The organism is Lentzea sp. DG1S-22, assembly GCF_036321065.1.
Lineage (GTDB): Bacteria > Actinomycetota > Actinomycetes > Mycobacteriales > Pseudonocardiaceae > Lentzea > Lentzea jiangxiensis.
The window spans coordinates 2,487,836-2,508,573 of sequence record NZ_CP143276.1; the positions used below are offsets into that span (position 1 = coordinate 2,487,836).

The following is a 20,738-nucleotide window of genomic DNA, read 5'->3' on the forward strand; positions in this document are numbered from 1 at the left end:
GGTCAGGCGGGGGTGCGGGTGATCGGCACGATGCCGGGCGGGTCTCCGCCGCCGACGAGGTCGGAGGTGGTGGAGCCGCCCGGTTCGGGCGGCTCGGCCACGCGGACGGCGGAGCCGGTCCGGGTCACCCGCACCCCCGCGGCGCCCCGCACCCGCTGACCGCCGGGGAGGGTCCGGTCGAGGACCTGGTCCCCGACGGGCGAGGTCCCCGCGTCGGCCACCTCGACGACCGCGCGGAACCCTCCCTTCACGGTCAGCGCGGCGGAGCACGTCGAGGGGGCGGAGGTGCCCAGGGCGGTGCGGGACTTCCGGCCGTCCGCGGAGACCGAGAAGGCCTCGATCGAGTTGCCCGCTCCGCCGCGCCACAGGGTGAAAACCACCGCGATCAGGTGGTGCTCCCGCGAGACCTGGCCGCGTGCGAGCCGGTGCCACACCGGGTTCATCCGCGCTCCTCGATCGGAGGTCCTCGGAATGCGCCTCCGCCGACAGCAGGGTCCGTCCCCGGCGCACGCGGGACCGTCCATCCTGGCCGCTGCCGTGGACCGCGGTGGAAGATGACGCGATGAGCACGCAGCGCCGCGGCCGTCCGAAGGGTCCCACGGGCCCGGTGATCGGCCGCGCCCTGCAGCTGCTCGACGCGTTCGACGCCGAGCACCGCGCGCTGACGCTGAGCGACCTGGCCCGCCGCGCGGACATGCCGCTGTCGACCGCGCACCGGCTGCTGCAGGAGCTGTGCGCGTGGGGTGCCGTGGAACGCGACGACGACGGGCTCTACCAGGTCGGCCTGCGGTTGTGGGAGCTCGGCTCGCTCGCGCCCCGCGGCCCGGGCCTGCGCGAGACCGCGCTGCCGTACCTGGAGGACCTCTGCCAGATCACCAGGGAGAACGTGCAGCTCGCCGTCAGGGAGGGCACGGAGGTCGTCTTCGTCGAACGGATCGCCGGGTTCGGCGCGGTGCCGGTGCTCACCCGCGTCGGCGGCCGGTTCGCCCTCACCTCCACCGGCGTCGGCCTGGTGCTGCTCGCGCACGCCTCACCCGAGGTGCAGGAGGAGGTCCTGAACGGACCGATCGACCACCACACCGACAAGACCGTCACCGATCCGGTGCGGCTGCGCAGCATGCTCGCGGCCGTGCGCTCGAACGGTTTCTCGGTGAGCGACCGCCAGGTCACGATGGACGCGCTGTCCGTCGGCGCGCCGATCCGCGACGGCAGCGGTGAGGTCGTCGCCGCGGTGTCCCTGGTGGTGCGGTACGGCAGCACCACGGCGCACGCGCTCGCCGGTCTCGTCCGCACCTGTGCCCAGGCGATCTCCCGCGCTCTCGCCACGTGATCCGGCAAAGCTTCCATTTTCCGGAAACGGTGCTACGGCTCGGGCCCCGGTCTCCGCCACCCTGTGGCTCCCACCACGAGGAGGAGTGCCGATGAGCTGGTTCCCGCGTGACCAGTGGTACGTCGCCGCCTACGGCTCCGAGATCACCCACGAGCTGTTCTCCCGCACCGTCTGCGGTGAGCCGGTCCTGTTCTGGCGCACCCGCGACGGCGTCGTGACGGCCATGCCCGACCGGTGCGTCCACCGCCGGTTCCCCTTGTCCCAGGCACCTTCCCGGCTGGTCGACGACCAGGTGGTCTGCGGCTACCACGGTTTCACCTACGACGCCGGCGGCAGGTGCGTCGCCGTGCCGGGGCAGACCCGCGTCCCCCGCACCGCGCGGCTGCTGCCGTACCCGGTGGTGGAGCAGGACTCGTTCGTCTGGGTGTTCATCGGCGACCCCGCGAAGGCCGACACCGCGAGGATTCCGCGCGCACCGTGGCTCGTCGACCCCGGCTACACGACCGTCAGCGGCATGGAACCGTTGAACGCCAGGTACGAGCTGCTCGTCGACAACCTGCTGGACCTCTCGCACGAGACGTACCTGCACGGTGGTTACATCGGGACACCGGAGGTCGCGTCCACCCCCATCACGACGGAGGTCGACGAGGACGCCGGGATCGTCTACGTGTCGCGCCACATGGACGACGCGGAGTGCCCGCCGTTCTACGCCAAGTCGACCGGCCTGCAGGGCAGGATCGCCCGCTGGCAGGACATCGAGTACACGCCGCCGTGCCTGTACAAGCTGCACAGCCGCATCGCACCGGTCGGGTCGGTGCCCCGCGCCGACGGCACCGACCCCGACGCGTTCCACGTCGAGGTCGTCTACGCGATCACACCGGAGACCGAGACCTCGACGCACGACTTCTGGGCCGTGGCGCGGGACTTCGCCCTCGGCGACGAGGAGGTCTCCGCGTTCCTGGCCGACAGCAACCGCACCGTCGTGCTGCAGGACGTCGTGGCGTTGAACGTCCTGGAGAAGGTGATCGCGAACGAACCCGAGGGCTACCAGGAGCTGTCGATCAACATCGACACCGGCGGGCTCGCCGCGCGCCGGATGCTGGGCCGGCTGTGCGGCCGGTCGTGAGCGCGGGCAACCGGGTGTTCCGCATCCACTGGGTGCCGGGCACCGACCGGCTCCACGCGGTGTGCCACTGCGCCGCCGAGCGCGAGTTCGAGGACCCGGTCGAACTGTGGGAGTGGCTGCTCGGACACCCGGTGGGACACACGTCGTGAAACTGGTGCTGGACAAGAAGGACCGAGTCGCCGACGGCGTCGTGCTGCTCACGCTGCGGCGCCCGGACGGCGGCCCGCTGCCCGCCTGGACTCCCGGCGCGCACGTGGACCTGGTGCCGGCCGGGGGTCCGGTGCGCCAGTACTCGCTGTGCGGTGACCCGGCGGACACCTCGGCCTGGAAGGTGGCGGTGCTGCGCGAAGCCGGGGGGCGCGGCGGATCACGGCACGTGCACGACGTGCTCGCCGTAGGGCAGCACGTCGAGGTGAGCGAGCCGCGCAACCACTTCGAGCTCGTCGAGGCGAAGCGCTACCTGTTCATCGCGGGCGGCATCGGGATCACCCCGATCCTGCCGATGATCGCGTGGGCGCGGGCGGCCGGGCAGGACTGGCGGCTGGTCTACGGCGGCAGGACGCGGTCGTCCATGGCGTTCCGCGCGGAACTGGAACGGCTGGCCGGCGTCGAGATCCACCCCCAGGACGAGTGCGGGCTGCTGGACCTCGACGCGGTGCTGGGGCAGCCCTCGCCGGGCACCGCGGTGTACTGCTGCGGGCCGGAAGCGCTGCTGCGTGCGGTCGAGCAGCGCTGCGCGGATTGGCCCCGCGGTTCCCTCCACGTCGAGCGGTTCTCACCGAAGATCGTTGCGGCACAGGGCTCTTCGGAGGAGTTCGAGGTCGAACTGGCGCAGACGGGCACGGTCCTGCGCGTCCCCGCCGGGAGGTCCGTGCTCGACGTGGTCGAGGCGGAGGGCGTGCCGGTGCTGTCGTCCTGCCGGGAGGGCACGTGCGGCACCTGCGAGACGGTCGTGCTGGACGGCGTCCCGGACCACCGCGACTCGGTTCTCACGCCGGAGGACCAGGAGTCCGGTGACGTGATGATGATCTGCGTGTCCCGGTCGCGTTCGACACGTCTCGTGCTCGACCTCTGAGCAGGTCGGGCGCCGGGTTCGCCTCCTGACGTTCGTCGAACGGCGCAGCATGATGTTCGTCAAAAAATTGACGTCCGTCAGGGATCTGAATACCTTCGGGCCGCTCGGAGATCCGGAACCCTGACCGGAGGTCGACGATGACGACACGTGGCACCACCTGGAAAGCACTCCTCGGCAGCGCCCTGCTCGCCTGCGCGCTGGTCGCGCCGCAGGCTTCCGCGGCGGCGCTGACCGAGGTGACCGGTTTCGGCGACAACCCCGGCGGCATGCGCATGCACGTCTACGTGCCGGACGCCCGCCCCGCGAAGCCCGCGGTCGTGGTCGCCATGCACGGCTGCGGCGGCTCCGGACCCGGCTTCCACTCGAGCAGCGAGTTCGCCTCGCTCGCCGACCGGCTCGGGTTCGTCGTGATCTACCCGAGCGCCCAGCAGGAGGCGGGGTTCGGCAAGTGCTTCGACACGTGGTCGGAGGCGGCGAAGAGGCGCGGTGGCGGTAGCGACCCCGTCTCGATCGTCTCGATGGTCAACCACGTCGTGCAGCGCTACGGCGGTGACGCGAGCCGCGTGTTCGCCACCGGGTCGTCCTCAGGCGGCATGATGACCAACCACATGCTCGCCCTGTACCCGGACGTCTTCAAGGCGGGCGCGGCGTTCATGGGCGTGCCGTTCGACTGCTTCGCGAACGCCGCCGACTACCCGCCGGGCCGCAGCCGGTGCACGGGCGGGAGCATGAACCGCACGCCGCAGCAGTGGGGCGACTCCGTGCGGCGGGTCAACCCCGGCTTCACCGGCCCGCGCCCGAAGGTGCAGCTGTGGCATGGCACCGCCGACACGTTGGTGCCGTACTCCTTGCTGCAGGAGTCGATGGAGCAGTGGACTGACGTGTTCGGCGTCGGCCAGACGCCGACGTCCACCGACACCCCGCGCCCCGGCTGGAACCGCAGCCGCTACGGCGCCGATGTCGAGGTCTACAGCGTCCAGGGCGCGGGGCACACCCTGCCGTCGTCCGGGATGGCCGCCGTCGCACTGGAGTTCTTCGGCATCACCGGCTCCCCCGGCCCGGCCCCGGGACCGTGCTCGGTCAGGGCGAAGGTCACCGCGTGGAACAACGGCCTGGTGGAAAGCCTCACGATCACCAACACCGGCAGCACTCCCGTCAACGGCTGGTCGCTCGCCTTCACCCTGCCCGCCGGCCAGACCATCACCTCGGGCTGGAACGCCACCTACTCCCCCGCCACCGGGCAGGTCACGGCCCGCGACACCGGCCACAACGCCGCGATAGCGCCAGGAGGAGCGGTCGAGATCGGCTTCCAGGGCACGCACACGGGCAACACGGCGGCTGCCTCGGCGTTCGCGCTCAACGGAACGGCCTGCGCTGCCGGCTGAACCGCGTCCCTGTGCGTCCGCTCGGTTTTTCGACGGACGCACAGGGACGCATGCGTGGCGCCGTCCCGAACCGGCTGAACCGCATCTGGCGGATCCGCGCACCCGGAGGTTCGGCCGATGAGGCGCGTCGGTTCGCGGTGGCGGGCCCACTTCACCTGAAGGTGTGACCCGGACCAAGGCGGCAGTTGGTCCGATCAGGCCTCCCGAACGCCTCGGCTCCTGTCTACGGTCACGGTTGCATCACGCCGGAGGGGGAACCAGTGCCGTCGTTGCGGGCCGGGCTCGTCAGAAGCCACAGGGGCAAGAAGATCGTCGTCTTGAAGACCGGTTTGACCGCCGACGGCGAGAGCGCCGTCCTGATCGCTCCGCTCATCTCCACCAAGCCCTCCGCCGGCACCCCCAACGTGGACGCCAAGACCGTCTGGGCCCACTACCGGGTCCTGGTCGGCCAGGCGAGAACGGTCAAGGCGAAGGAGATCGGCACCACCTGGTACGGCCCGGAGAAGCTCAAGCCCCACCTGCTCGACGCCGTCCTGAAGGAGCTCGGCTGACGCAGGCGATCGCGTTCGCGAGAGACGGTCGAGACGCCGCATCCGCTCCATAAGGGACACTGGCGTCATGGCGTTGCAGGATCTCGGCGCGGAGGTGCGCCGGTTGCGCGAGACCACGGATCCCGCCGCGATCGGACTGCCGCCGGGGCGCAGGCGGGCCCGCGGTGTGCGGCGGGAGGAGCTCGCCGAGCTGGCCGGGGTGTCGGCCGACCACGTGCGGCGGCTGGAGCAGGGGCGCCGGCACCCGTCGGCCGCCGTGGTGAACGCGATCGCCCGTGCCCTGCGGCTGGGACCGGTGGAGTACGAGCGGCTGTGCGCGCTGGCCGGGTACGCCGCGGCGGACGGGCGCGTGCCGGGGGAGGCCGGGGTCTCGGCCGTGCGGCTCCTCGAACGGTTCGCCGACACCCCGGTGTTCCTGACGGACGCGGCGTGGAACGTCGTCGCCGTCAACAGCGCGTGGTCGGCACTGGGGGCCGGCGCGTCGAACCGGCGGCCGCGGGACTGGAACATCGCCTGGCGCACGTTCTCCGACGTCCACGGCGGGATCAGCCGCGACGACGACCAGGCGAGGATCTTCCGGGTGGCGCTCGCCTCCCGGTTGCGCGACGCGGTCCTGCGCTATCCCGCCGACGAGCCGCTGGCCGAGCTCGTCGACGAGCTGCGGACCACGAGCCGGTCGTTCGACGCGCTGTGGCGTGCGCCGCGAACCGTGGGCTCGTACGACACTCGTGCCGTGTTCCGGCATCCGGGCGTGGGGGACATCGCGCTCGACGGCACGATGCTGGAGGTGCCCGGCGACAACCTCCAGGCTGTGGTGCTCACCGCCGCGCCGGGGTCGCCCGACGCGGGCCGGCTGCGCGAGGTCGTCCGCGCCTCCACCGGCCCCCCGGTCGTCAGGGTGGGACAACCCGGCCCAGGCTGACCGCTCGCGCCGAGGCGATCCTGGGGCGGTGCCGATCACAGCCTCGCTCCGGAACTCGGACCTGGTGGGCAGGGATGCCGAGGTGGCGGTGCTCGACCGGGTGCTGGCCGGCGGCTCGCGCGTGGCGCACCTGCACGGGCCCGGCGGCATCGGGAAGTCCGTGCTGCTGCACCACTTCGCACGGCAGGCGCGGCTCGCCGGGCGCGAAGTGGTGCACGTGGACGCACGGGCGGATGACGATCAGCGCCGTGTCGAGGAGGCCGCAGCGCTCGCGTGCGTGCAGGCCGGCGCGGTGCTGTTGGTCGACGGCGTCGAGCGGTGCCGGCAGCTCGAACCGCGGCTGCGCGCCACGGTCCTGCCCCGGCTCGCGGAGGGCGGTGTCGTGGTGCTCGCGGGCAGGACGGCTCCCGATCCGGAGTGGACGCTGGATCCGGGATGGGCACGCCTCTTCACCGCGCTGGTGGTGCGTCCGCTCGACGCCGCCGCGTCCGACGCCCTGCTCGCGGCACGGGGGCTCGCCCCGCACCGGCGCGGCGCCGTGCTCGCCTTCGCGGGCGGCAACCCGCTCGTCCTCGCCCTCGCCGCGTCCACCGCGAGCTGGGAACCCACCGGTGACGTGCTCACGACGCTGGTCGACCGGCTGGTGGGCGAGGTGCCGAGCCCCGTTCACCGGCGGGGGCTCGACGTCCTCGCGCTGGCCCGCGTCACGCGCGAGTCGGTGCTACGCGTGGTGCTGGGCGACGACGACGCCGCGACGGTGTTCTCGTGGTTGCGCCGGCAGCCCTACGTCGAGGCCGCCCCGGATGGGCTGGTACCCCACGATGCGGTGCGGGCCACTCTCGACGCCGACCTGCGCTGGCGGGACCCCGGCCGCCACGAGGACCTGCGTGCCGTTGTCGCGGTGCGTCACACCGCGACAGCACGCGATCCGTTGCCGCGCAACGCTTTCGAAGACGGGGTGCTCGAAGCGCTGCGCACGTGGCGTGTTCCGCGCGAGTTCGAGACCAGCGCCCTGCTGCGGTCGCACCTCGTGCCACCCGACTCGGCCGATCCCGTCTCGGACCTGCGTGCCGCCATCACGACGGCCGTCGAGGCGTTGCGGACCGATCCCGCCGGGGTCAAGGCGCACGACGCCGTCACCGCCACCTACCTCGCGGCGTCCGGCACCCACAGGGCGACCGCGCGACGGCTGGGCGTGCCCTACGGCACCTACCGGCGCCACCTCGCCCTGGCCAGGGAGCGGCTCGTCGAGCACCTCCTGACCCGGTGACGTCAGCCCTTGCGGCGGCGGGGCGCCGCCGACCGCGGCGGCGCGGACCGCATGTGGTCGCGCACCGGCGCCAGCAGCCCGGCCAGCGCCTCGACGTCGTCGCGGGAGAGCGGTTCGAAGAGCAGGCCGCTGACGACCTCGACGTGCCCCGGCAGCACCGCGGCGAGCAGCGTGCGCCCGGCTTCGGTGATGGTGACCGTGACGCTCCGCTCGTCGTCGGCGGACGGCGCCCGTTCGACCAGCCCCGCCTTCTCCAGCAGGCCGACCTGGTAGGTCAGGCCGCTGCGGCTGTAGACGACACCGTCGGCCAGGTCGGTCATGCGGTGGCTGCCCGTCGGCGAGTCCCCGAGCCGCGCCAGCAGCTGGAACTGCACGTAGCTCAGGTCGCCGGCTTCCTTGAGCTGCTGCTCGACGGCGTGGCGCAGCAGGCTCGCCACCTCGACGAGGGCGAAGTAGGCGCCGAGCTGAACGGGGTCGAGCGACGGCGGTGAGTCGGCCATGGCCGCAGTTTACTGCTTCGAATTCGAAGGAGCAGGGCCGAGCTGGGCAGGGTTGGACACAGGTGGGCACCGCGAGGCCGTGGCCACCGGACGGCGACGCATACCAGGGTTTGCGGGCAGGGGGACGAAAGCACCGTCCCCACCGGCCCGAGGACGATCTTGAGCATTCCCCACCTCGCCCAGCGCGAGGACCAGCAACGACTCGAGTGGATCGGCGGGAGCGTGGTCAGCGTCCTGCTCGACGCCGAGGCGACCGGCGGGCAGTTGACGGTCGGCCGCTTCGACGCCGGCTTCGGCGAAGCGCCGCCGTGGCACCTGCACCACAACGAGGACGAGGTCTTCCTCCTGCTGTCCGGCTCCGCGCTGGTGTGGGCGGGCGACGAGGAGCACGAACTGCGCGAAGGCGGCATCGTCTTCCTCCCCCGTCGCGTCCCGCACAGCTACCGGATCACCTCCGAGAGGGCCGACCTGCTGCTCATCTCCACTCCCGGCGGACTGGAGAAGATGTTCCGCCACGCCGGCCGCGACCTGCGCACGCCGCGTCCCGACGGGTTCGAGATCCCGCTGTCGCTGCTCGCCGAAGCCGCCGAGATCTCCGGCAACGTCGTGCTCGGCCCTCCCCGCTGACCCACCTCCCACGACGTGCCGCACGTCACTTTGCTTCGAATTCGAAGCAGGTCTAATCTCAGATCCAGATGCTTCAACTTCGAAGCAAGCAGCGAGGAGAGCAGTCATGAAGGCAGTGCGCTTCCACGAGTTCGGCGGCCCCGAGGTCCTGCGGTACGAGGACGTGGAGCGGCCCGTCCCCGCGGCCGGTGAGGTCCTGGTCCGCGTCGCGGGCACGACGTTCAACCCGGTCGAGGGCAACATCCGCCTGGGCGTCATGCAAGGACCGATCCCGGTCGGCCTGCCGCACACCCCCGGCCTCGACGTCGCCGGCACGGTCGACGTGCTCGGCGAGGGCGTCGAGGGCCTCGCGGTCGGCGACGAGGTGATCGGCTTCCTGCCGATGACCAAGCCCGGCGCGGCGGCCGAGTACGTGATCGCCCCGGCCGCCGCCCTGTCCCCGGCGCCCCGGAAGATCCCGCTGGCCGACGCCGCCGCGCTGCCGGTGGTGGGCCTCACCGCCTACCAGGCGCTCTTCGACCACGGTCGGCTGCGGGCCGGGCAGCGCGTGCTGGTCAACGGCGCGGGCGGGCCGGTCGGCGGTCACGCCGTCCAGCTGGCCAAGCAGGCCGGCGCGCACGTCATCGCCACGGCGAGCCCGCGCAGCGCCGAGTCCGTGCGCACCGCCGGTGCCGACGAGGTCGTCGACCACACCGCGGTGGACGTGCTCTCGGCGGTGACCGAGCAGGTCGACCTCGTGCTGAACCTCGCCCCGGTCGCCCCGGAGGTCCTGGCGCAGCTGCCCGCGGTGGTCCGCCCCGGCGGAGCCGTCGTCAACACGACGATCTGGATGCCCGCGCCGACCGACGAGGACCGCGACGTGCGCGGCGTCAACCTCTACGTCCGCAGCGACGCCGAGCAGCTCGCGAAGCTCGTGGCGCTGGTCGACTCCGGTGACCTGCGCGTCGACGTGGCCTGGCGCGTGCCGCTGACCGACCTGCCCGAGATCCACGCGCAGGCGGCGTCGGGCGAAGTCGCCGGCAAGGTCGTCTTCCTCGTTTCCTGACCACTCCACCCGAGAAGGAGCACACCATGCCACTCGGGCTGGACCCCGAGATCGCCACCGCGCTGGCCCCGATGGCCGGCGCGATGGCGGAAGCCACCCCACCGGCCGTGGGCGACGTCGAGGCGCGCCGGGCCCTGTGGGAGCCGATCATCGGCGCCGCCGGGACGGCCCAGCCGATCCCGGCCGACGTGACCACCACCGACCACCACGCCACCGCGGACGACGGCGCGCACATCACGATGCGCTGGTACGCCAAGGAAGGCGCGGCGCCCGGTTCGGCGGTGCTGTTCTTCCACGGCGGCGGCTACATCTTCGGCCACATCGACCTGTTCGACGGGCCCGTCTCGCGGTACGTGTCCGCGAGCGGCGTGCCGATGCTCTCCGTCGAGTACCGCCGCGCGCCCGAACACCCCTTCCCCACCCCGCTCGAGGACGCCTACACGGCACTGCGGTGGCTGCACGACCACGCCGCCGAGCTGGGCGTCGACCCCGCGCGGATCGGGGTGATGGGCGACAGCGCCGGAGGCGGGATGGCTGCGGCGCTGGCGATCCTCGCCCGCGACCGCGGCGGCCCGGCCATCGCCCGGCAGGTCCTCGTCATGCCGATGCTGGACGACCGCACCACCGAGGTCGACCCGCACGTGGCGCCCTACGCGTTGTGGTCCTACGACGACAACCTCACCGCGTGGCCCGCGCTGCTCGGTGACGCCGCCGGCGGACCCGACGTCCCGGCCACCGCCGCACCCGCCCGGCTGGAGGACGCGACGGACCTGCCGCCCGCCTACGTCGAGGTCGGCCAGCTCGACGTCTTCCGCGACGAGGACCTGGCCTACGCGGCGAAGCTCAGCCGTGCCGGGGTCCCGGTCGAGTTCCACCTGCACCCCGGCGCACCGCACGAGTTCGACTCGATCGCCTTCGACTCCGGCGTGGCCAAGCGGGCCGTCGCCGACCGCGTCCGCGTGCTCAGGTCGATCTAGCGGCCGTCAGGACCGGTCGAACTCCGGGATCAGCTCTCCGATCAGCCTGATGCTCGTCATCACCTCGTCCGCCCCGATCGGGCCGATCTGCTGCAGGCACATCAACCGGTCGATCCCGAGGTCCGCGTAGGCGCGCAGCTTCTCGCGGCACGTCTCGGGGCTGCCGACGATCAGCGACTGCTGGGCCGAGAGCACCTCGAACAGCTCGTCCTCCGGCACGTCCTCGCCCTGGATGATCCGGCCGATCACGAGCTGCGCCCCGGTGGGGGCGGCGTCCACCTCGGCGCGCAGGAACTCCCCGGTCAGGCCGCCGTCGCCGGCCGCGAGGATGTCCTGGTGGCGCTGCATGGTCGCGGCGAACTCGGCGGCGGCGTTGAAGAACCGCAGCGCCGTCACCGTGTACCAGGCCGCGGCGGCTGCCGCCCCGTTGCGCATCGCCTGCTCGTCGGTCTCGGCGCAGTGCACGAACGTGAAGTAGGCGACCTGGTTGTTGACGAACGACCCGACCGGCGAGGTGCACTCCGCCGCGGCCGCGCGGTAGAGGTCGATCATGCGGGCGACCCGGTCGATCGACTCCCAGATCGTGGTGCCGAGCACGCCGACGCCGCGGCGGCCGGCCTCCTCGAAGGACGTCGGGGAGGCGGCGGCCTGCCACAGCGGCGGGTGCGGGGTCTGCAGCGGCTTGGGGATGATCGAGACGTCGGAGATGTCGTAGTGCTCGCCGGAGTGGGAGAACCGGTCGGTGGTCCACATCTTCGGCACCATCTCGAACGCCTCGGCGGTCTGGGCGCGGGCGTCGGCGGGCTCGATGCCGAACAGGTTCCACTCGGGGATGGTGGAGCGGGTGAGGCCGAGCTCGACGCGGCCACCGCTCAGGTGGTCGAGGGTGGCGGCGCGTTCGGCGACGCGGATCGGGTGGTTGAAGCGGCCGGGGGCGAGCACGGCGGCGTGACCGAGGCGGATGCGGGACGTCTGCTGCGACAGAGCGGCGAGCATCAGTTCGGGAGCGGAGGACAGGCTGAACTCGCCCGCGCCGTGGTGCTCGACCTGCCACCAGCAGCCGTACCCGAGCTCGTCGGCGAGGCGGGCCTGGTCGAGGGCCTGCCGGAAGCGGAACTGCTCGGAGGCGGAGCCGGGGTTCTGGATCTCGTTGAACAGGTCGATCTTCATCGGCGGACCTCCACCTCGCGCGGACACCAAGGCTGATGTCTCCGTGAGCGAGCGGGCCGTTACGCCGGGCGACGCGAATCTCCCGAACGGAGCAGTCCGCGGGATGCCGTCGTGGCCCACAACGGGGTGAAGCGTCCCGGTTCGGCGATCCGATGACCCGGCAGGCCCGGCTGCGCGATGATCGAGCGGTCGGCGCCGGCGAGCGCCACCACCGCCGAGCCGACGCGGTCCACGGCGATCGTCGAAACGGAGAGGTTCCGATGTCCGAACCAGCCCGCGACACCGTCCACGCCCCGAGGTCCGCCAGGACGCGGGAGGAACGCCGGGTCCTGGCGAGCACCCTCGCCGGCACCACCGTCGAGTGGTACGACTTCTTCATCTACGCGCAGGCCGCGAGCCTGGTGTTCGCGCCGCTGTTCTTCGCGCCGGCGAGCGCGGAGTCGTCCGGGCTCGCCCAGCTGGTCTCGCTCGCCACCATCGGCATCAGCTTCCTGTTCCGCCCGCTCGGCGCGATCGTCGCCGGGCGATTTGGCGACCGGCTGGGGCGCAAGAGGATGCTCGTGCTCACGTTGCTGATGATGGGCCTCGCGACCACGCTGATCGGTCTGCTGCCCACGTACGCGAGCATCGGCGTCACGGCGCCGGTCCTGCTGGTGCTGCTGCGGATCGTGCAGGGTTTCTCCGCGGGCGGCGAGTGGGGCGGTGCGGCGCTGATGGCCGTCGAACACGCCCCCACCGGCAAACGCGGGCTGTTCGGCGCCTACCCGCAGATCGGTGTCCCCATCGGACTCGTCCTCGCCACCGGCATGTTGTGGCTCACGACGACGCTCACCACCGAGCAGCAGTTCCTGTCCTGGGGCTGGCGCGTCCCGTTCCTGTTCTCGGTCGTCCTGATCGCCGGCGGGTACGTCATCCGCCGGATCGTCGAGGAGAGCCCGGTCTTCCAGGAGATGCTGGCGCGCAGGGCGCACTCGTCGGCGCCGCTGCGCGACCTGCTGCGCGAGCACACCCGTAACGTCGTGCTCACCGCGCTGATCTTCGTGGCGAACAACGCCGCCGGTTACCTGCTCATCGCGTACTTCATCGGCTACGGCACGAAACTGGGCCTGTCCCGCCCGTCCGTGCTGGCCGCCACGGTCGCGGGCGCCGTCGGCTGGCTCGTGTTCACCCTCTGGGCCGGCGGCCTGTCCGACCGGATCGGCCGCGTGCGCACGTTCCAGATCGGGTACGCCGCGCTGTTCGTGTGGATGATCCCCATGTTCCTGCTCATGCAGACCGCCGACCTGCTGCTGTTCGTGCTGGCGGTCGTCGTGCTGTCGTTCGGCCTCGGCCTGTCCTACGGGCCGATGTCCGCCATGTACGCCGAGATGTTCCCGACGCAGGTCCGGTACTCGGGTGTGTCCATCGGCTACGCGCTGGGCGCGATCCTCGGCGGTGCGTTCGCCCCGACGATCGCGCAGGCGCTGGTGCAGTCGACGGGCACGGCCGTGGCGGTCGGCGTCTACATCATGGTGCTGTCGGTGGTGTCGTTCGTCGCGGTGTCGCTGGTCCGCGAGCCGCGGGGAGTGGACCTGCGGACCTGAGCGGTCCACCGCCGGGTCCGAACGGCAGCAGTGCGGGCCCGTCGAGCGCGCCCGCGTGCTCCCGACGGACTTGGGGACCAGCTCGTCGACAACGGCGGCGGCAGTCGGCACGAACCCGTTCTCGCTACGAGGGCCCCTGGAAGCGAAGACCGAGCAGGACGGTGTCGTCGGTGTAGAGCACGACGTCGTGCATGTCCTCGACGATGGCGGAGAGCGACGTGCCGACGGGCTGCCGTGACCGGGCCTTGGCGGTGTCGGCGAGGCGGATCTCGCCCTCGTCGACGTCACCGCGGCTCTCGACGAGGCCGTCGGTGTAGAGCAGCAGCAGGTCGCCGGGCGAGAGCGTGGTGCTGTGGATCTCGTGGCTGCCGGGGTCGGGGAAGCCCACGCCCCGCCCCTTGGCCTGCAGGTAGGCCGACTCCCCCGTCGCGGAGACCAGCAGGGCCGGCGGGTGGCCGCCGCCCGCCAGGCGCAGCGCACCGGTGCGCGGGTCGAGCCGGGCGACCAGCACGGTGGCCATGAGCGTCTCGTTGATCTCGGCGGCGCGGCGGACCAGGTCTTCGAGCGGGTAGCCGTCGAGCGTGAGGGTGCGGATGGTGTGCGTGACGTTGAGGGCGTTGCGGGTGCAGGTGACCCCGTGGCCCACGGCGTCGACGATCGTGATCTGCAGGGTGCCGTCCGCGAGGACGAACCAGTCGTAGAGGTCGCCGCCGGTGGGCGCGTCCCTGTCCGCAGGCCTGTAGTGCACTCCGAGCTCGACGCCTTCGACGGTGGGAGGTGGCGGGCGCAGGGCGTCCTCCAGCTCGCGGAAGATCACCGCGTGCGCGGTGCGGAGCTGCTCGTCCCGGTTCTCCAGCTCGACGTACATCGCCACGACACCGCTGTTGGTCTCGGCGAGCTCGTGCTTGAGCTGCAGGTGTTCGCGCTCCAGGGCGTCCGTGCGCGCCACGAGGGCGCTCAGCTCGGCCTCGGTCGCGCTCTGGTCGTCCGCCGGGTCCGGCCCGCTGTCGCCGCGCGACCCCGTCCACGCCGGCACGCGCCACACGGCGGCGGGTGCGTCCACGGGTTCGGGGAGCAGGGGGAGGTTCAGCGGACGGGTGCGGTCCAGAGGCGCCGCCAGCGGCACGGTCACGACGAGGACCGGTCCGTCGAGCTGACCGTGCGCGGTGAAGGGCTCGGCCACGAGGCCGTCCCGGGCGAGGAGCGTCGTGCTGAGCACCAGCCGGGCGCGGAGTTCCACGGAGACGTCGTGCTCGTCGCACAACGAGCGGACCTGTGCTCGCAGGGCGCGAACCGCATCGGCCGTGACGGAGGTGATGGGTCCCTCAGCTGTCATCAGATCGAACTCCGTAGCAGGTGCCGGGCGCCGGGGTGGGGCGGCACGGCGGATGTCTCCGAATCCGCGGGGCGGCCGGGTCGCGACCGGCTCGCGGCGGGTGCGGTCACGAGGCCCACCCCACGACGGTGACGGTGGTGCCCTCGTCCACCACCGTGTCGATGGTGAACTCGTCGACCAGTCTGCGCGCTCCCCCGAGTCCGTGGCCGGGTCCCACCCCGGTGCTGAAGCCGTCGACGAGCGCCGCGTCGACGTCGCCGATGCCGGGACCGTGGTCGGTGACCCGCAGCCGGAGTCCGCGGCGGCCGCCCGCCGCCACGAGGTGGGTGATGGTCATGGCGCCCCCGCCGCCGTGGACGTAGGCGTTGCGGACCAGCTCGCTCGCCGCGGTCACGACCCTCGTCTGGGCGATGAGGTCGAAGCCCGCCAGGACGGCGGCCTCACGCACCGCGTGCCGGGCCCTCAGCAGATCCTCCTCCGACTCGATCCGGCGAGTCCGCCCGGCAGGCTCCCCTGTCGCCACTCGAGCCCCCGCCGCTCATCGTGCTCGTCACTAAACTATTGTCGCACGACAAACGTTAGCAGTGGAGGTCGCGTTGCGGGCACCGTCCTGGCACGGCGGGTGACGGCGTGTCGTGCGCGAGGTCAGGCGGTCTGCGTGCCCGTCGTGTCCTGCTCGTCGTCGAGCGGGTGCACCGACGACGCCGCGTCCCGCAGCCGGCGCAGGCCGGAGACCAGCGTGGACCGGGCGGACGGCGGCAGCGCGTCCACGACGTCGCGGAGGTGCTCGCGCCGCCGGTCGCGCAGTTCCTGCAGGTAGGCGCGCCCGCGGTCGCTCAGCGCCAGCACGACCTCGCGCCGGCTGGTCGTGCTCAGCCCGCGTTCGAGGAAGCCGACCGCCTGCAGCCGGTCGCAGAGCCTGCTCACCGACGACGGCGCGGCGTCGAGCGCCTCACCGAGGGCCCGCAGGTTCGCACCCTCGGAGTTCTCGAGCACGAACATCACGCGCAGCTGGGACACCGACAGCGGAGCGGGCGAGGCGTCCTTGCTCCGCTCCCACATGACCTCGATCTGCTCGACGACCTGGGTGAGAACCTGGAGCACGTCGTCAACAGTGGCGTGTTGCCGGATCCGGTTCACGTGTCCACTGTCGCATCCACGTGGTCCCGTGTCATGTTCGGCCACGTCCGCGATGCTTGACCGGCACCCGCACAGAGAAAGCAGGAACACACCGTGACCGCACAAGCGGTGAACAGATACCTCGTCGTCGAGGAGGCTCTCAGAGCCGCGGCACCGCACGCGCTCCTCGACGTCGCGCGCGTCCACCTGACACAGCTGTACCAGGCGGACGAGGTGCAGCTCCTGCTCGCCGACTACGCGCTGACCATGCTGCAGCCGGTCGCCGAGCTGCCGTACACGAGCAGGCCGATCCCGGTGAACGGCAGCACGCCCGGCCAGGCCTTCGGCGCCCAGCAGGCGTTCGTCGAGCACCGCGGCGGCACCGCGGTGACGGTCCACCTGCCGGTGACCGTCCGCGGCGACCGGCTCGGCGTGCTCGCGCTCGACCTGCCGGACGTGCCGGAACCGGGCGACGTGGCGGAGCTGACCAGGATCGCGCAGACCCTCGGCCACGAGATCGTCGTGGCGGAACGCGACACCGACCTGTACCTCCAGGCGCGGCGTGCGGCGCGTCTGACGCTCGCGGCGGAGATGCAGTGGCAGCTGCTGCCGGGCAGGTCCTGCCGGCGTCCCGAGTACGACCTCGGCGGGCAGCTGGAACCCGCCTACGCCATCTACGGCGACAACTTCGACTGGTCGGCCTCCGCCGAGCACCTCACGCTGGCCGTCACGAACGGCATGGGCGAGGGCATCGACGCCGCCCTGCTCACGAACCTCGCCGTCAACGCGCTGCGCAACGCCCGCCGTGCCGGGGTTTCCCTCGCCGACCAGGCGGCGCTGGCCGACCAGGCGATCTACGGCCAGCACGCGGGCCGGCTGCACGTCGCCGTCCTGCTGCTGCAGTTCGAGCTGAAGACCGGGCGCGTCGAGGTGATCGACGCGGGCTCGCCCAGCGTGTGGCGCCTGCGCGACGGCGCCGTCGAGTGCATCTCGTTCGAAGACCAGCTGCCCCTCGGCATGTTCGAGGACACGCAGTACGCGCCGCAGGAGTTCCAGGTCCGCCCGGGCGACCGCCTGATCTTCGTCAGCGACGGCGTCCACGACGTGGCCTCCCCCGCCGGCGAGCGCTACGGCGAACGCGCGCTGGCGCGGGCGATCAGCGTGACCCGGCTGCTGCCCGCCGCCCAGGTGCCGAGGGAGATCCTCCAGCAGCTCTCCGGGCACCGCAGCGACCGGATCGCCGAGGACGACGCGATGGTCCTGTGCCTCGACTGGCACGGCGCCGGGGCCTGATCCGCCGGCCTGCGGCAGGTGCAGGACCACGCCGCCGCGGGTAGACGGGATCATGGGTGAGATCAGCGCGGCGGACGTGGTGCTCGACGGCTTCGACCGGGTTCAGCAGGCGGTGGGACGAGTCCTCGAAGGACTGTCCACCGATCAGCTCGCGCACCGCGTGGGCGGTTCCGCGAACTCGATCGCCTGGCTCGTCTGGCACCTGACCCGCGTCCAGGACGACCACGTCGCCGACCTGGCGGGCACCGGCCAGGTCTGGACCGCCGACGGCTGGGCGGACAGGTTCGGCCTGCCGCTGCCGCCCGAGGACACCGGCTACGGCCACGACGACGAGCAGGTCGCCGCCGTGGTCGCGTCGTCCGAGCTGCTGCTCGGCTACCACCGGGCCGTGTACGCCCGCACGCGCGAGTACCTGCGCGGGGTGGAGCCGGAGGCCATGTCCGAGGTGGTCGACGAGTCGTGGGACCCGCCGGTCACCCGCGTCGTGCGCCTGGTCAGCGTCATCGAGGACGACCTGCAGCACGCCGGGCAGGCCGCCTTCGTGCGCGGGCTCCTGCCGGAGAGCTGACCGCTCGGAACGCACCGGCGGAGATCGCCATGCTGTCGCACCGCTCGCCGCCCCCAACCGCGATGGCGCGGCCACGAACGGGAACGTGTGGCGTTCCTCCTCGGCGCAGCCCGCCGCCAGGTCGGTCGGGTCGATCAGCGGCACCCCCGGGCGGGCCGAGCTGACCCGGTGCGGCGGACCGGGCAGCGCGTGGTCGAGGGGCGGCCGGGGTCGCCCACGTACACCGCGATGTCGTTGCGCTGCAACCACTTGGCGTCGAGGGTCAGTCCCGGGATGCGGCGGTCCATGCTGGCGGCGTGGTTCCGCGGAGCACCAGCGCGTCACCGCTGCGCACCTCGACACCCTGCTCGAAGATCGCGGTGGAGCCGTGGCGGTGGCCCGCCGGACCGCCCGGCTCGTCCCCGGTTGGTCGGCGGTTCTTCGGCGGTTCTTCGCTCACCTGCGGCCCTCCGGTCGTGGGTCCAGGTGGCACCCACTCTGGTCTCACGTGCCGTGGTTCCGCGTCGGCAAGACCTGCCTACATCCGGTGGCCCGGAGCCTTGGTGCCGGTCAGGTGTTGCCGGGCGGCCCACGCCCACCCTGCCACCAGCGCACAGGCGATCGCACCGGTCAGGTGCCCGGTCGCCAGCGCGACCAGGGTGAGCGCCGCCGAAACGACCATGATCGCCGTGCGGACGCGCCGCGCGGCGGGCCGCTGTGCGCTTCCCAGGGTCCGGGCGAGCCCCGGGTCCTCGTCGGAGAGGGTGCGTTCGATCTCGCACAACGTCTCGCGTTCGCGGTCACTGAGCACGACGCACCTCGTGGGCCCTGCCGTAGGGCACGGCGCCGATCAGGCTGACGACGACCGCGGCGCCGCTCGGAGTCCGGTACGTGCGCCGCTCCCCCTGCCGGGCACCGTTCAGGGCCGCTCCCAGCGGGGAGTCCGGCGAGCAGACCTCGATCGTCCCGTGCTCCGCGCCGCGGGTGCCGAGCAGGAACGTCTCCGTCTCGCCGGTGTCGTCGAAGCGGACGGTGAGCACCATGCCGGGTTCGGCGACGCCGTCGTCCGGCGGGTCCTCGCCGACGATCGCGTGGGTGAGGAGGTCGTTGATCTGGCGGATGCGGACCTCCCGGTCGCGGCGCGAGGTGAAGCCGTGGTCGTCGTTCTCCTCGCTGGTGCGGGGAGACGCGAGAAGGGCCGCGAGCTCGTCGCGGAGCCGGTGGTGCGCCTGCGGCGACAGCCACACGCGCGGGGTCGTGCTGGTCATGATGCCTCCGTGGCGGAAGGTGCCGTCAGGGCGGACTGGGGAGGGCTCCGCCCTGACGGCGGGATGTCCGTGCGAGCCGGCGGATCGGCTCACGGCCCGCACGGACCGGAAAGGGGTCAGGGGTCGTTGCGGCGCAGCACCGCTTCGAAGTCGTGGGCGTAGTCGCTCGCGACGCGCAGGAGGATGTCGCGTTGGACGCGGAGGAAGTCGTTCTCCTTGCGCAGCCGCGCGAGCTCGGCCCGCTCGTCGTCGGTCAGCGGCGCGTCGGTCAGGTCCACGCGGCGGTCACCTCAGCGGGTCGAACTCGCGCAGCGCGGCGGGCTGCTTGCCGGTGGTGACCTGCTCCGCCAGCAGGCGCCCGGTGACGGGTCCCTGGGCCAGGCCCCACATCCCGTGCCCGCCGGCGACGTACACCCCCGGCACCCGCGTCGCACCGATGAGCGCGCGACCGTCCGGGGTGACCGGACGCGGACCCACCCAGACGTCCGTGCGCTCCTCCCACCGCACGCCGTCGAGCAACGGCCGGGCGGAGGCGATGATCGCGTCCACCCGCGCCTCGTCCAGCGGCGCGTCCGGGTCGCGGAACTCCATCGTGCCCGCGACCCGGAGACCACCCCGGTAGGGCGTGCAGGCGACCCGCACCTCCGGCAGGTAGACCGGACCTCGCACCGGCTTCTCCACCGGCACGGTGAACGAGTAGCCGCGTCCGGCGCGGACCGGCGTGCGAACCCCGGCTCGGGCGGCGAGCCGCGACAGCCAGGCACCGGTGGCCACCACGGCCACGTCGGCGGAGACCGCCTCGCCGTCCTGCCCCGTCACGACCACCCCGGCGCCGTCCTCGCGGACGTCCGCGACCTCGAAGGTGCGGATCGCGGCGCCGCGGGCGGCGACGGCGCGGCCCAGCGCCCGGACGAACTCGCCGGGAGCGACGAACCGCTGCCCGTCGATGCGCACACCCACCGCGAGTGCGGAGGACGCGAGCGGAACCTGGTCGCGCAGGTCCGTTGTGGACAGTCGCGTGTGGTCGACCGGTTGCCCGGCCGCCGCGAGGCGTTCCAGCTCGTGCACCAAGCCCTGCGCCTGCGCCGCCGAGGTGAAGACCGCGGTGATCGGCGCGTCGGTGGTGGGCGCTTCGACGCCGTTCGCGGTGAGCACGTCGTAGGCCTCGAGGCTCTCCTCGTTGAGCGGCAGGTTCGCCTTCGCCACCCTCGTCCACGACGACCACCGGCAGTGGGCGGCGAAGCGCGCGAGGAACGACCAGAGCCCCGGGTCGGCGGTCAGCGGGAGGTGCAGCGGCGCGGCCGGGTCGAACACCGACCGCAGGCCGTAACGCAGCACGGCCGGCTCGTTCAGCGGGATCGCGAGCCCCGGTGCGATCCAGCCGGCGTTGCCCCAGGACGCGCCGGCGGCGACCCCGGTCCGGTCGACGACCGTCACCTCGACCCCGCGCTCCTGCAGGAACCACGCCGTGGACAGCCCCACGACCCCCGCACCGACCACGACCGCTGAGCGCGGACCGCCGTCAAGGCGCTCGACGCCGTCCATCCCTGCCTCCTGTCATCGCTGGGTTGCGACTCCAGAGTGCGTGGATGACGAGGCGTACCGGTTGTCCTG

General features: G+C 72.5%; 25 protein-coding genes. 14 read left to right on the plus strand and 11 right to left on the minus strand.

What is annotated here, in order from left to right; translation table 11 throughout:
- Window positions 1-2 precede the first annotated feature (2 nt).
- Window positions 3-443, minus strand: a complete 441-nt coding sequence (locus V1227_RS10750) for a hypothetical protein (protein ID WP_329792360.1) — start codon at window positions 441-443, stop codon at window positions 3-5.
- Between the two features lie 119 nt (window positions 444-562).
- Here V1227_RS10750 and V1227_RS10755 point away from each other — a divergent pair, with 119 nt between their 5' ends.
- The 8 genes from V1227_RS10755 (at window position 563) to V1227_RS10790 (ending at window position 7,659) form a co-directional block, all read left to right on the plus strand.
- Window positions 563-1,330: an IclR family transcriptional regulator gene (locus V1227_RS10755; RefSeq protein ID WP_329792361.1), complete on the plus strand. Its 768-nt coding sequence runs from the start codon at window positions 563-565 to the stop codon at window positions 1,328-1,330.
- Window positions 1,331-1,421: 91 nt separating this feature from the next.
- Window positions 1,422-2,456, plus strand: coding sequence for an aromatic ring-hydroxylating dioxygenase subunit alpha (locus V1227_RS10760; RefSeq protein ID WP_329792362.1), 1,035 nt, complete (start codon window positions 1,422-1,424; stop codon window positions 2,454-2,456).
- A complete protein-coding gene (locus V1227_RS10765) occupies window positions 2,441-2,605 on the plus strand; it encodes a hypothetical protein (RefSeq protein WP_329792363.1) in 165 nt (54 codons plus the stop codon). Before V1227_RS10760 ends, V1227_RS10765 begins: the two co-directional genes overlap by 16 nt.
- Window positions 2,602-3,531, plus strand: a complete 930-nt coding sequence (locus V1227_RS10770; RefSeq protein ID WP_329792364.1) for a PDR/VanB family oxidoreductase — start codon at window positions 2,602-2,604, stop codon at window positions 3,529-3,531. Before V1227_RS10765 ends, V1227_RS10770 begins: the two co-directional genes overlap by 4 nt.
- A gap of 137 nt (window positions 3,532-3,668) precedes the next feature.
- Window positions 3,669-4,916, plus strand: a complete 1,248-nt coding sequence (locus V1227_RS10775; RefSeq protein ID WP_329792365.1) for an extracellular catalytic domain type 1 short-chain-length polyhydroxyalkanoate depolymerase — start codon at window positions 3,669-3,671, stop codon at window positions 4,914-4,916.
- Between the two features lie 317 nt (window positions 4,917-5,233).
- Window positions 5,234-5,467 (plus strand): hypothetical protein, encoded by a 234-nt coding sequence (locus tag V1227_RS10780; protein WP_329792366.1) that lies wholly within the window; start codon window positions 5,234-5,236, stop codon window positions 5,465-5,467.
- 67 nt (window positions 5,468-5,534) lie between these two features.
- Window positions 5,535-6,389, plus strand: a complete 855-nt coding sequence (locus V1227_RS10785; protein ID WP_329792367.1) for a helix-turn-helix domain-containing protein — start codon at window positions 5,535-5,537, stop codon at window positions 6,387-6,389.
- 28 nt (window positions 6,390-6,417) lie between these two features.
- Entirely contained in the window at window positions 6,418-7,659 is a 1,242-nt protein-coding gene (locus V1227_RS10790; RefSeq protein WP_329792368.1) for an ATP-binding protein, read from the plus strand.
- Between the two features lie 2 nt (window positions 7,660-7,661).
- Here the strand turns inward: V1227_RS10790 and V1227_RS10795 are convergent, their stop codons facing one another.
- Entirely contained in the window at window positions 7,662-8,159 is a 498-nt protein-coding gene (locus V1227_RS10795; protein ID WP_329792369.1) for a MarR family winged helix-turn-helix transcriptional regulator, read from the minus strand.
- Window positions 8,160-8,318: 159 nt separating this feature from the next.
- Here V1227_RS10795 and V1227_RS10800 point away from each other — a divergent pair, with 159 nt between their 5' ends.
- The 3 genes from V1227_RS10800 (at window position 8,319) to V1227_RS10810 (ending at window position 10,808) form a co-directional block, all read left to right on the plus strand.
- Complete coding sequence (locus tag V1227_RS10800; RefSeq protein WP_329792370.1) at window positions 8,319-8,786, plus strand: cupin domain-containing protein; 468 nt, start codon at window positions 8,319-8,321, stop codon at window positions 8,784-8,786.
- Window positions 8,787-8,892: 106 nt separating this feature from the next.
- Entirely contained in the window at window positions 8,893-9,831 is a 939-nt protein-coding gene (locus V1227_RS10805) for an NADP-dependent oxidoreductase (protein WP_329792371.1), read from the plus strand.
- Between the two features lie 26 nt (window positions 9,832-9,857).
- The gene (locus V1227_RS10810) at window positions 9,858-10,808 is read left to right on the plus strand and encodes an alpha/beta hydrolase (protein WP_329792372.1); all 951 of its coding nucleotides are present in this window, start codon (window positions 9,858-9,860) and stop codon (window positions 10,806-10,808) included.
- Between the two features lie 6 nt (window positions 10,809-10,814).
- Here the strand turns inward: V1227_RS10810 and V1227_RS10815 are convergent, their stop codons facing one another.
- Window positions 10,815-11,978, minus strand: a complete 1,164-nt coding sequence (locus tag V1227_RS10815; protein ID WP_329792373.1) for an LLM class flavin-dependent oxidoreductase — start codon at window positions 11,976-11,978, stop codon at window positions 10,815-10,817.
- Between the two features lie 260 nt (window positions 11,979-12,238).
- Between V1227_RS10815 and V1227_RS10820 the strand changes: the two genes are divergently transcribed.
- Window positions 12,239-13,561, plus strand: a complete 1,323-nt coding sequence (locus tag V1227_RS10820; RefSeq protein ID WP_329792374.1) for an MFS transporter — start codon at window positions 12,239-12,241, stop codon at window positions 13,559-13,561.
- 124 nt (window positions 13,562-13,685) lie between these two features.
- On the opposite strand, the gene V1227_RS10825 is transcribed toward V1227_RS10820, so the two are convergent.
- The 3 genes from V1227_RS10825 to V1227_RS10835 form a co-directional block, all read right to left on the minus strand.
- Window positions 13,686-14,897 (minus strand): PP2C family protein-serine/threonine phosphatase, encoded by a 1,212-nt coding sequence (locus V1227_RS10825; RefSeq protein ID WP_329792375.1) that lies wholly within the window; start codon window positions 14,895-14,897, stop codon window positions 13,686-13,688.
- Between the two features lie 106 nt (window positions 14,898-15,003).
- Window positions 15,004-15,420, minus strand: a complete 417-nt coding sequence (locus V1227_RS10830) for an ATP-binding protein (RefSeq protein WP_329792376.1) — start codon at window positions 15,418-15,420, stop codon at window positions 15,004-15,006.
- A gap of 122 nt (window positions 15,421-15,542) precedes the next feature.
- Complete coding sequence (locus tag V1227_RS10835; protein ID WP_236218830.1) at window positions 15,543-16,001, minus strand: MarR family winged helix-turn-helix transcriptional regulator; 459 nt, start codon at window positions 15,999-16,001, stop codon at window positions 15,543-15,545.
- A 129-nt stretch (window positions 16,002-16,130) separates the two neighbouring features.
- On the opposite strand from V1227_RS10835, the gene V1227_RS10840 reads away from it, so the two are divergent.
- Window positions 16,131-17,309 (plus strand): PP2C family protein-serine/threonine phosphatase, encoded by a 1,179-nt coding sequence (locus tag V1227_RS10840; RefSeq protein ID WP_329792377.1) that lies wholly within the window; start codon window positions 16,131-16,133, stop codon window positions 17,307-17,309.
- A 61-nt stretch (window positions 17,310-17,370) separates the two neighbouring features.
- Window positions 17,371-17,877 carry a mycothiol transferase gene (locus V1227_RS10845; RefSeq protein WP_442916527.1) on the plus strand — a complete coding sequence of 169 codons (507 nt, stop codon included), beginning with the start codon at window positions 17,371-17,373 and terminating at the stop codon, window positions 17,875-17,877.
- 134 nt (window positions 17,878-18,011) lie between these two features.
- Here V1227_RS10845 and V1227_RS10850 read toward each other — a convergent pair whose 3' ends face one another.
- From V1227_RS10850 to V1227_RS10870, 5 genes are all read right to left on the minus strand, one after another.
- Window positions 18,012-18,164 carry a hypothetical protein gene (locus V1227_RS10850; RefSeq protein ID WP_329792379.1) on the minus strand — a complete coding sequence of 51 codons (153 nt, stop codon included), beginning with the start codon at window positions 18,162-18,164 and terminating at the stop codon, window positions 18,012-18,014.
- Between the two features lie 230 nt (window positions 18,165-18,394).
- Window positions 18,395-18,667 (minus strand): DUF3040 domain-containing protein, encoded by a 273-nt coding sequence (locus V1227_RS10855; RefSeq protein ID WP_329792380.1) that lies wholly within the window; start codon window positions 18,665-18,667, stop codon window positions 18,395-18,397.
- Window positions 18,657-19,124, minus strand: coding sequence for a GreA/GreB family elongation factor (locus V1227_RS10860; RefSeq protein ID WP_329792381.1), 468 nt, complete (start codon window positions 19,122-19,124; stop codon window positions 18,657-18,659). The genes V1227_RS10855 and V1227_RS10860 overlap by 11 nt, the downstream gene beginning before the upstream one ends.
- A gap of 116 nt (window positions 19,125-19,240) precedes the next feature.
- Window positions 19,241-19,402: a hypothetical protein gene (locus tag V1227_RS10865; RefSeq protein WP_329792382.1), complete on the minus strand. Its 162-nt coding sequence runs from the start codon at window positions 19,400-19,402 to the stop codon at window positions 19,241-19,243.
- Window positions 19,403-19,409: 7 nt separating this feature from the next.
- Window positions 19,410-20,669, minus strand: coding sequence for an NAD(P)/FAD-dependent oxidoreductase (locus tag V1227_RS10870; RefSeq protein WP_329792383.1), 1,260 nt, complete (start codon window positions 20,667-20,669; stop codon window positions 19,410-19,412).
- Window positions 20,670-20,738 lie beyond the last annotated feature (69 nt).

Bases quoted from the DNA above. Each gene is read 5' to 3' on its own strand.
- V1227_RS10750 (WP_329792360.1), bottom strand. From the start codon at position 443: ATGAACCCGGTGTGGCACCGGCTCGCACGCGGCCAGGTCTCGCGGGAG.
- V1227_RS10755 (WP_329792361.1), top strand. From the start codon at position 563: ATGAGCACGCAGCGCCGCGGCCGTCCGAAGGGTCCCACGGGCCCGGTG.
- V1227_RS10760 (WP_329792362.1), top strand. From the start codon at position 1,422: ATGAGCTGGTTCCCGCGTGACCAGTGGTACGTCGCCGCCTACGGCTCC.
- V1227_RS10775 (WP_329792365.1), top strand. From the start codon at position 3,669: ATGACGACACGTGGCACCACCTGGAAAGCACTCCTCGGCAGCGCCCTG.
- V1227_RS10785 (WP_329792367.1), top strand. From the start codon at position 5,535: ATGGCGTTGCAGGATCTCGGCGCGGAGGTGCGCCGGTTGCGCGAGACC.
- V1227_RS10795 (WP_329792369.1), bottom strand. From the start codon at position 8,159: ATGGCCGACTCACCGCCGTCGCTCGACCCCGTTCAGCTCGGCGCCTAC.
- V1227_RS10805 (WP_329792371.1), top strand. From the start codon at position 8,893: ATGAAGGCAGTGCGCTTCCACGAGTTCGGCGGCCCCGAGGTCCTGCGG.
- V1227_RS10810 (WP_329792372.1), top strand. From the start codon at position 9,858: ATGCCACTCGGGCTGGACCCCGAGATCGCCACCGCGCTGGCCCCGATG.
- V1227_RS10815 (WP_329792373.1), bottom strand. From the start codon at position 11,978: ATGAAGATCGACCTGTTCAACGAGATCCAGAACCCCGGCTCCGCCTCC.
- V1227_RS10820 (WP_329792374.1), top strand. From the start codon at position 12,239: ATGTCCGAACCAGCCCGCGACACCGTCCACGCCCCGAGGTCCGCCAGG.
- V1227_RS10825 (WP_329792375.1), bottom strand. From the start codon at position 14,897: ATGACAGCTGAGGGACCCATCACCTCCGTCACGGCCGATGCGGTTCGC.
- V1227_RS10850 (WP_329792379.1), bottom strand. From the start codon at position 18,164: ATGGACCGCCGCATCCCGGGACTGACCCTCGACGCCAAGTGGTTGCAG.
- V1227_RS10860 (WP_329792381.1), bottom strand. From the start codon at position 19,124: ATGACCAGCACGACCCCGCGCGTGTGGCTGTCGCCGCAGGCGCACCAC.
- V1227_RS10870 (WP_329792383.1), bottom strand. From the start codon at position 20,669: ATGGACGGCGTCGAGCGCCTTGACGGCGGTCCGCGCTCAGCGGTCGTG.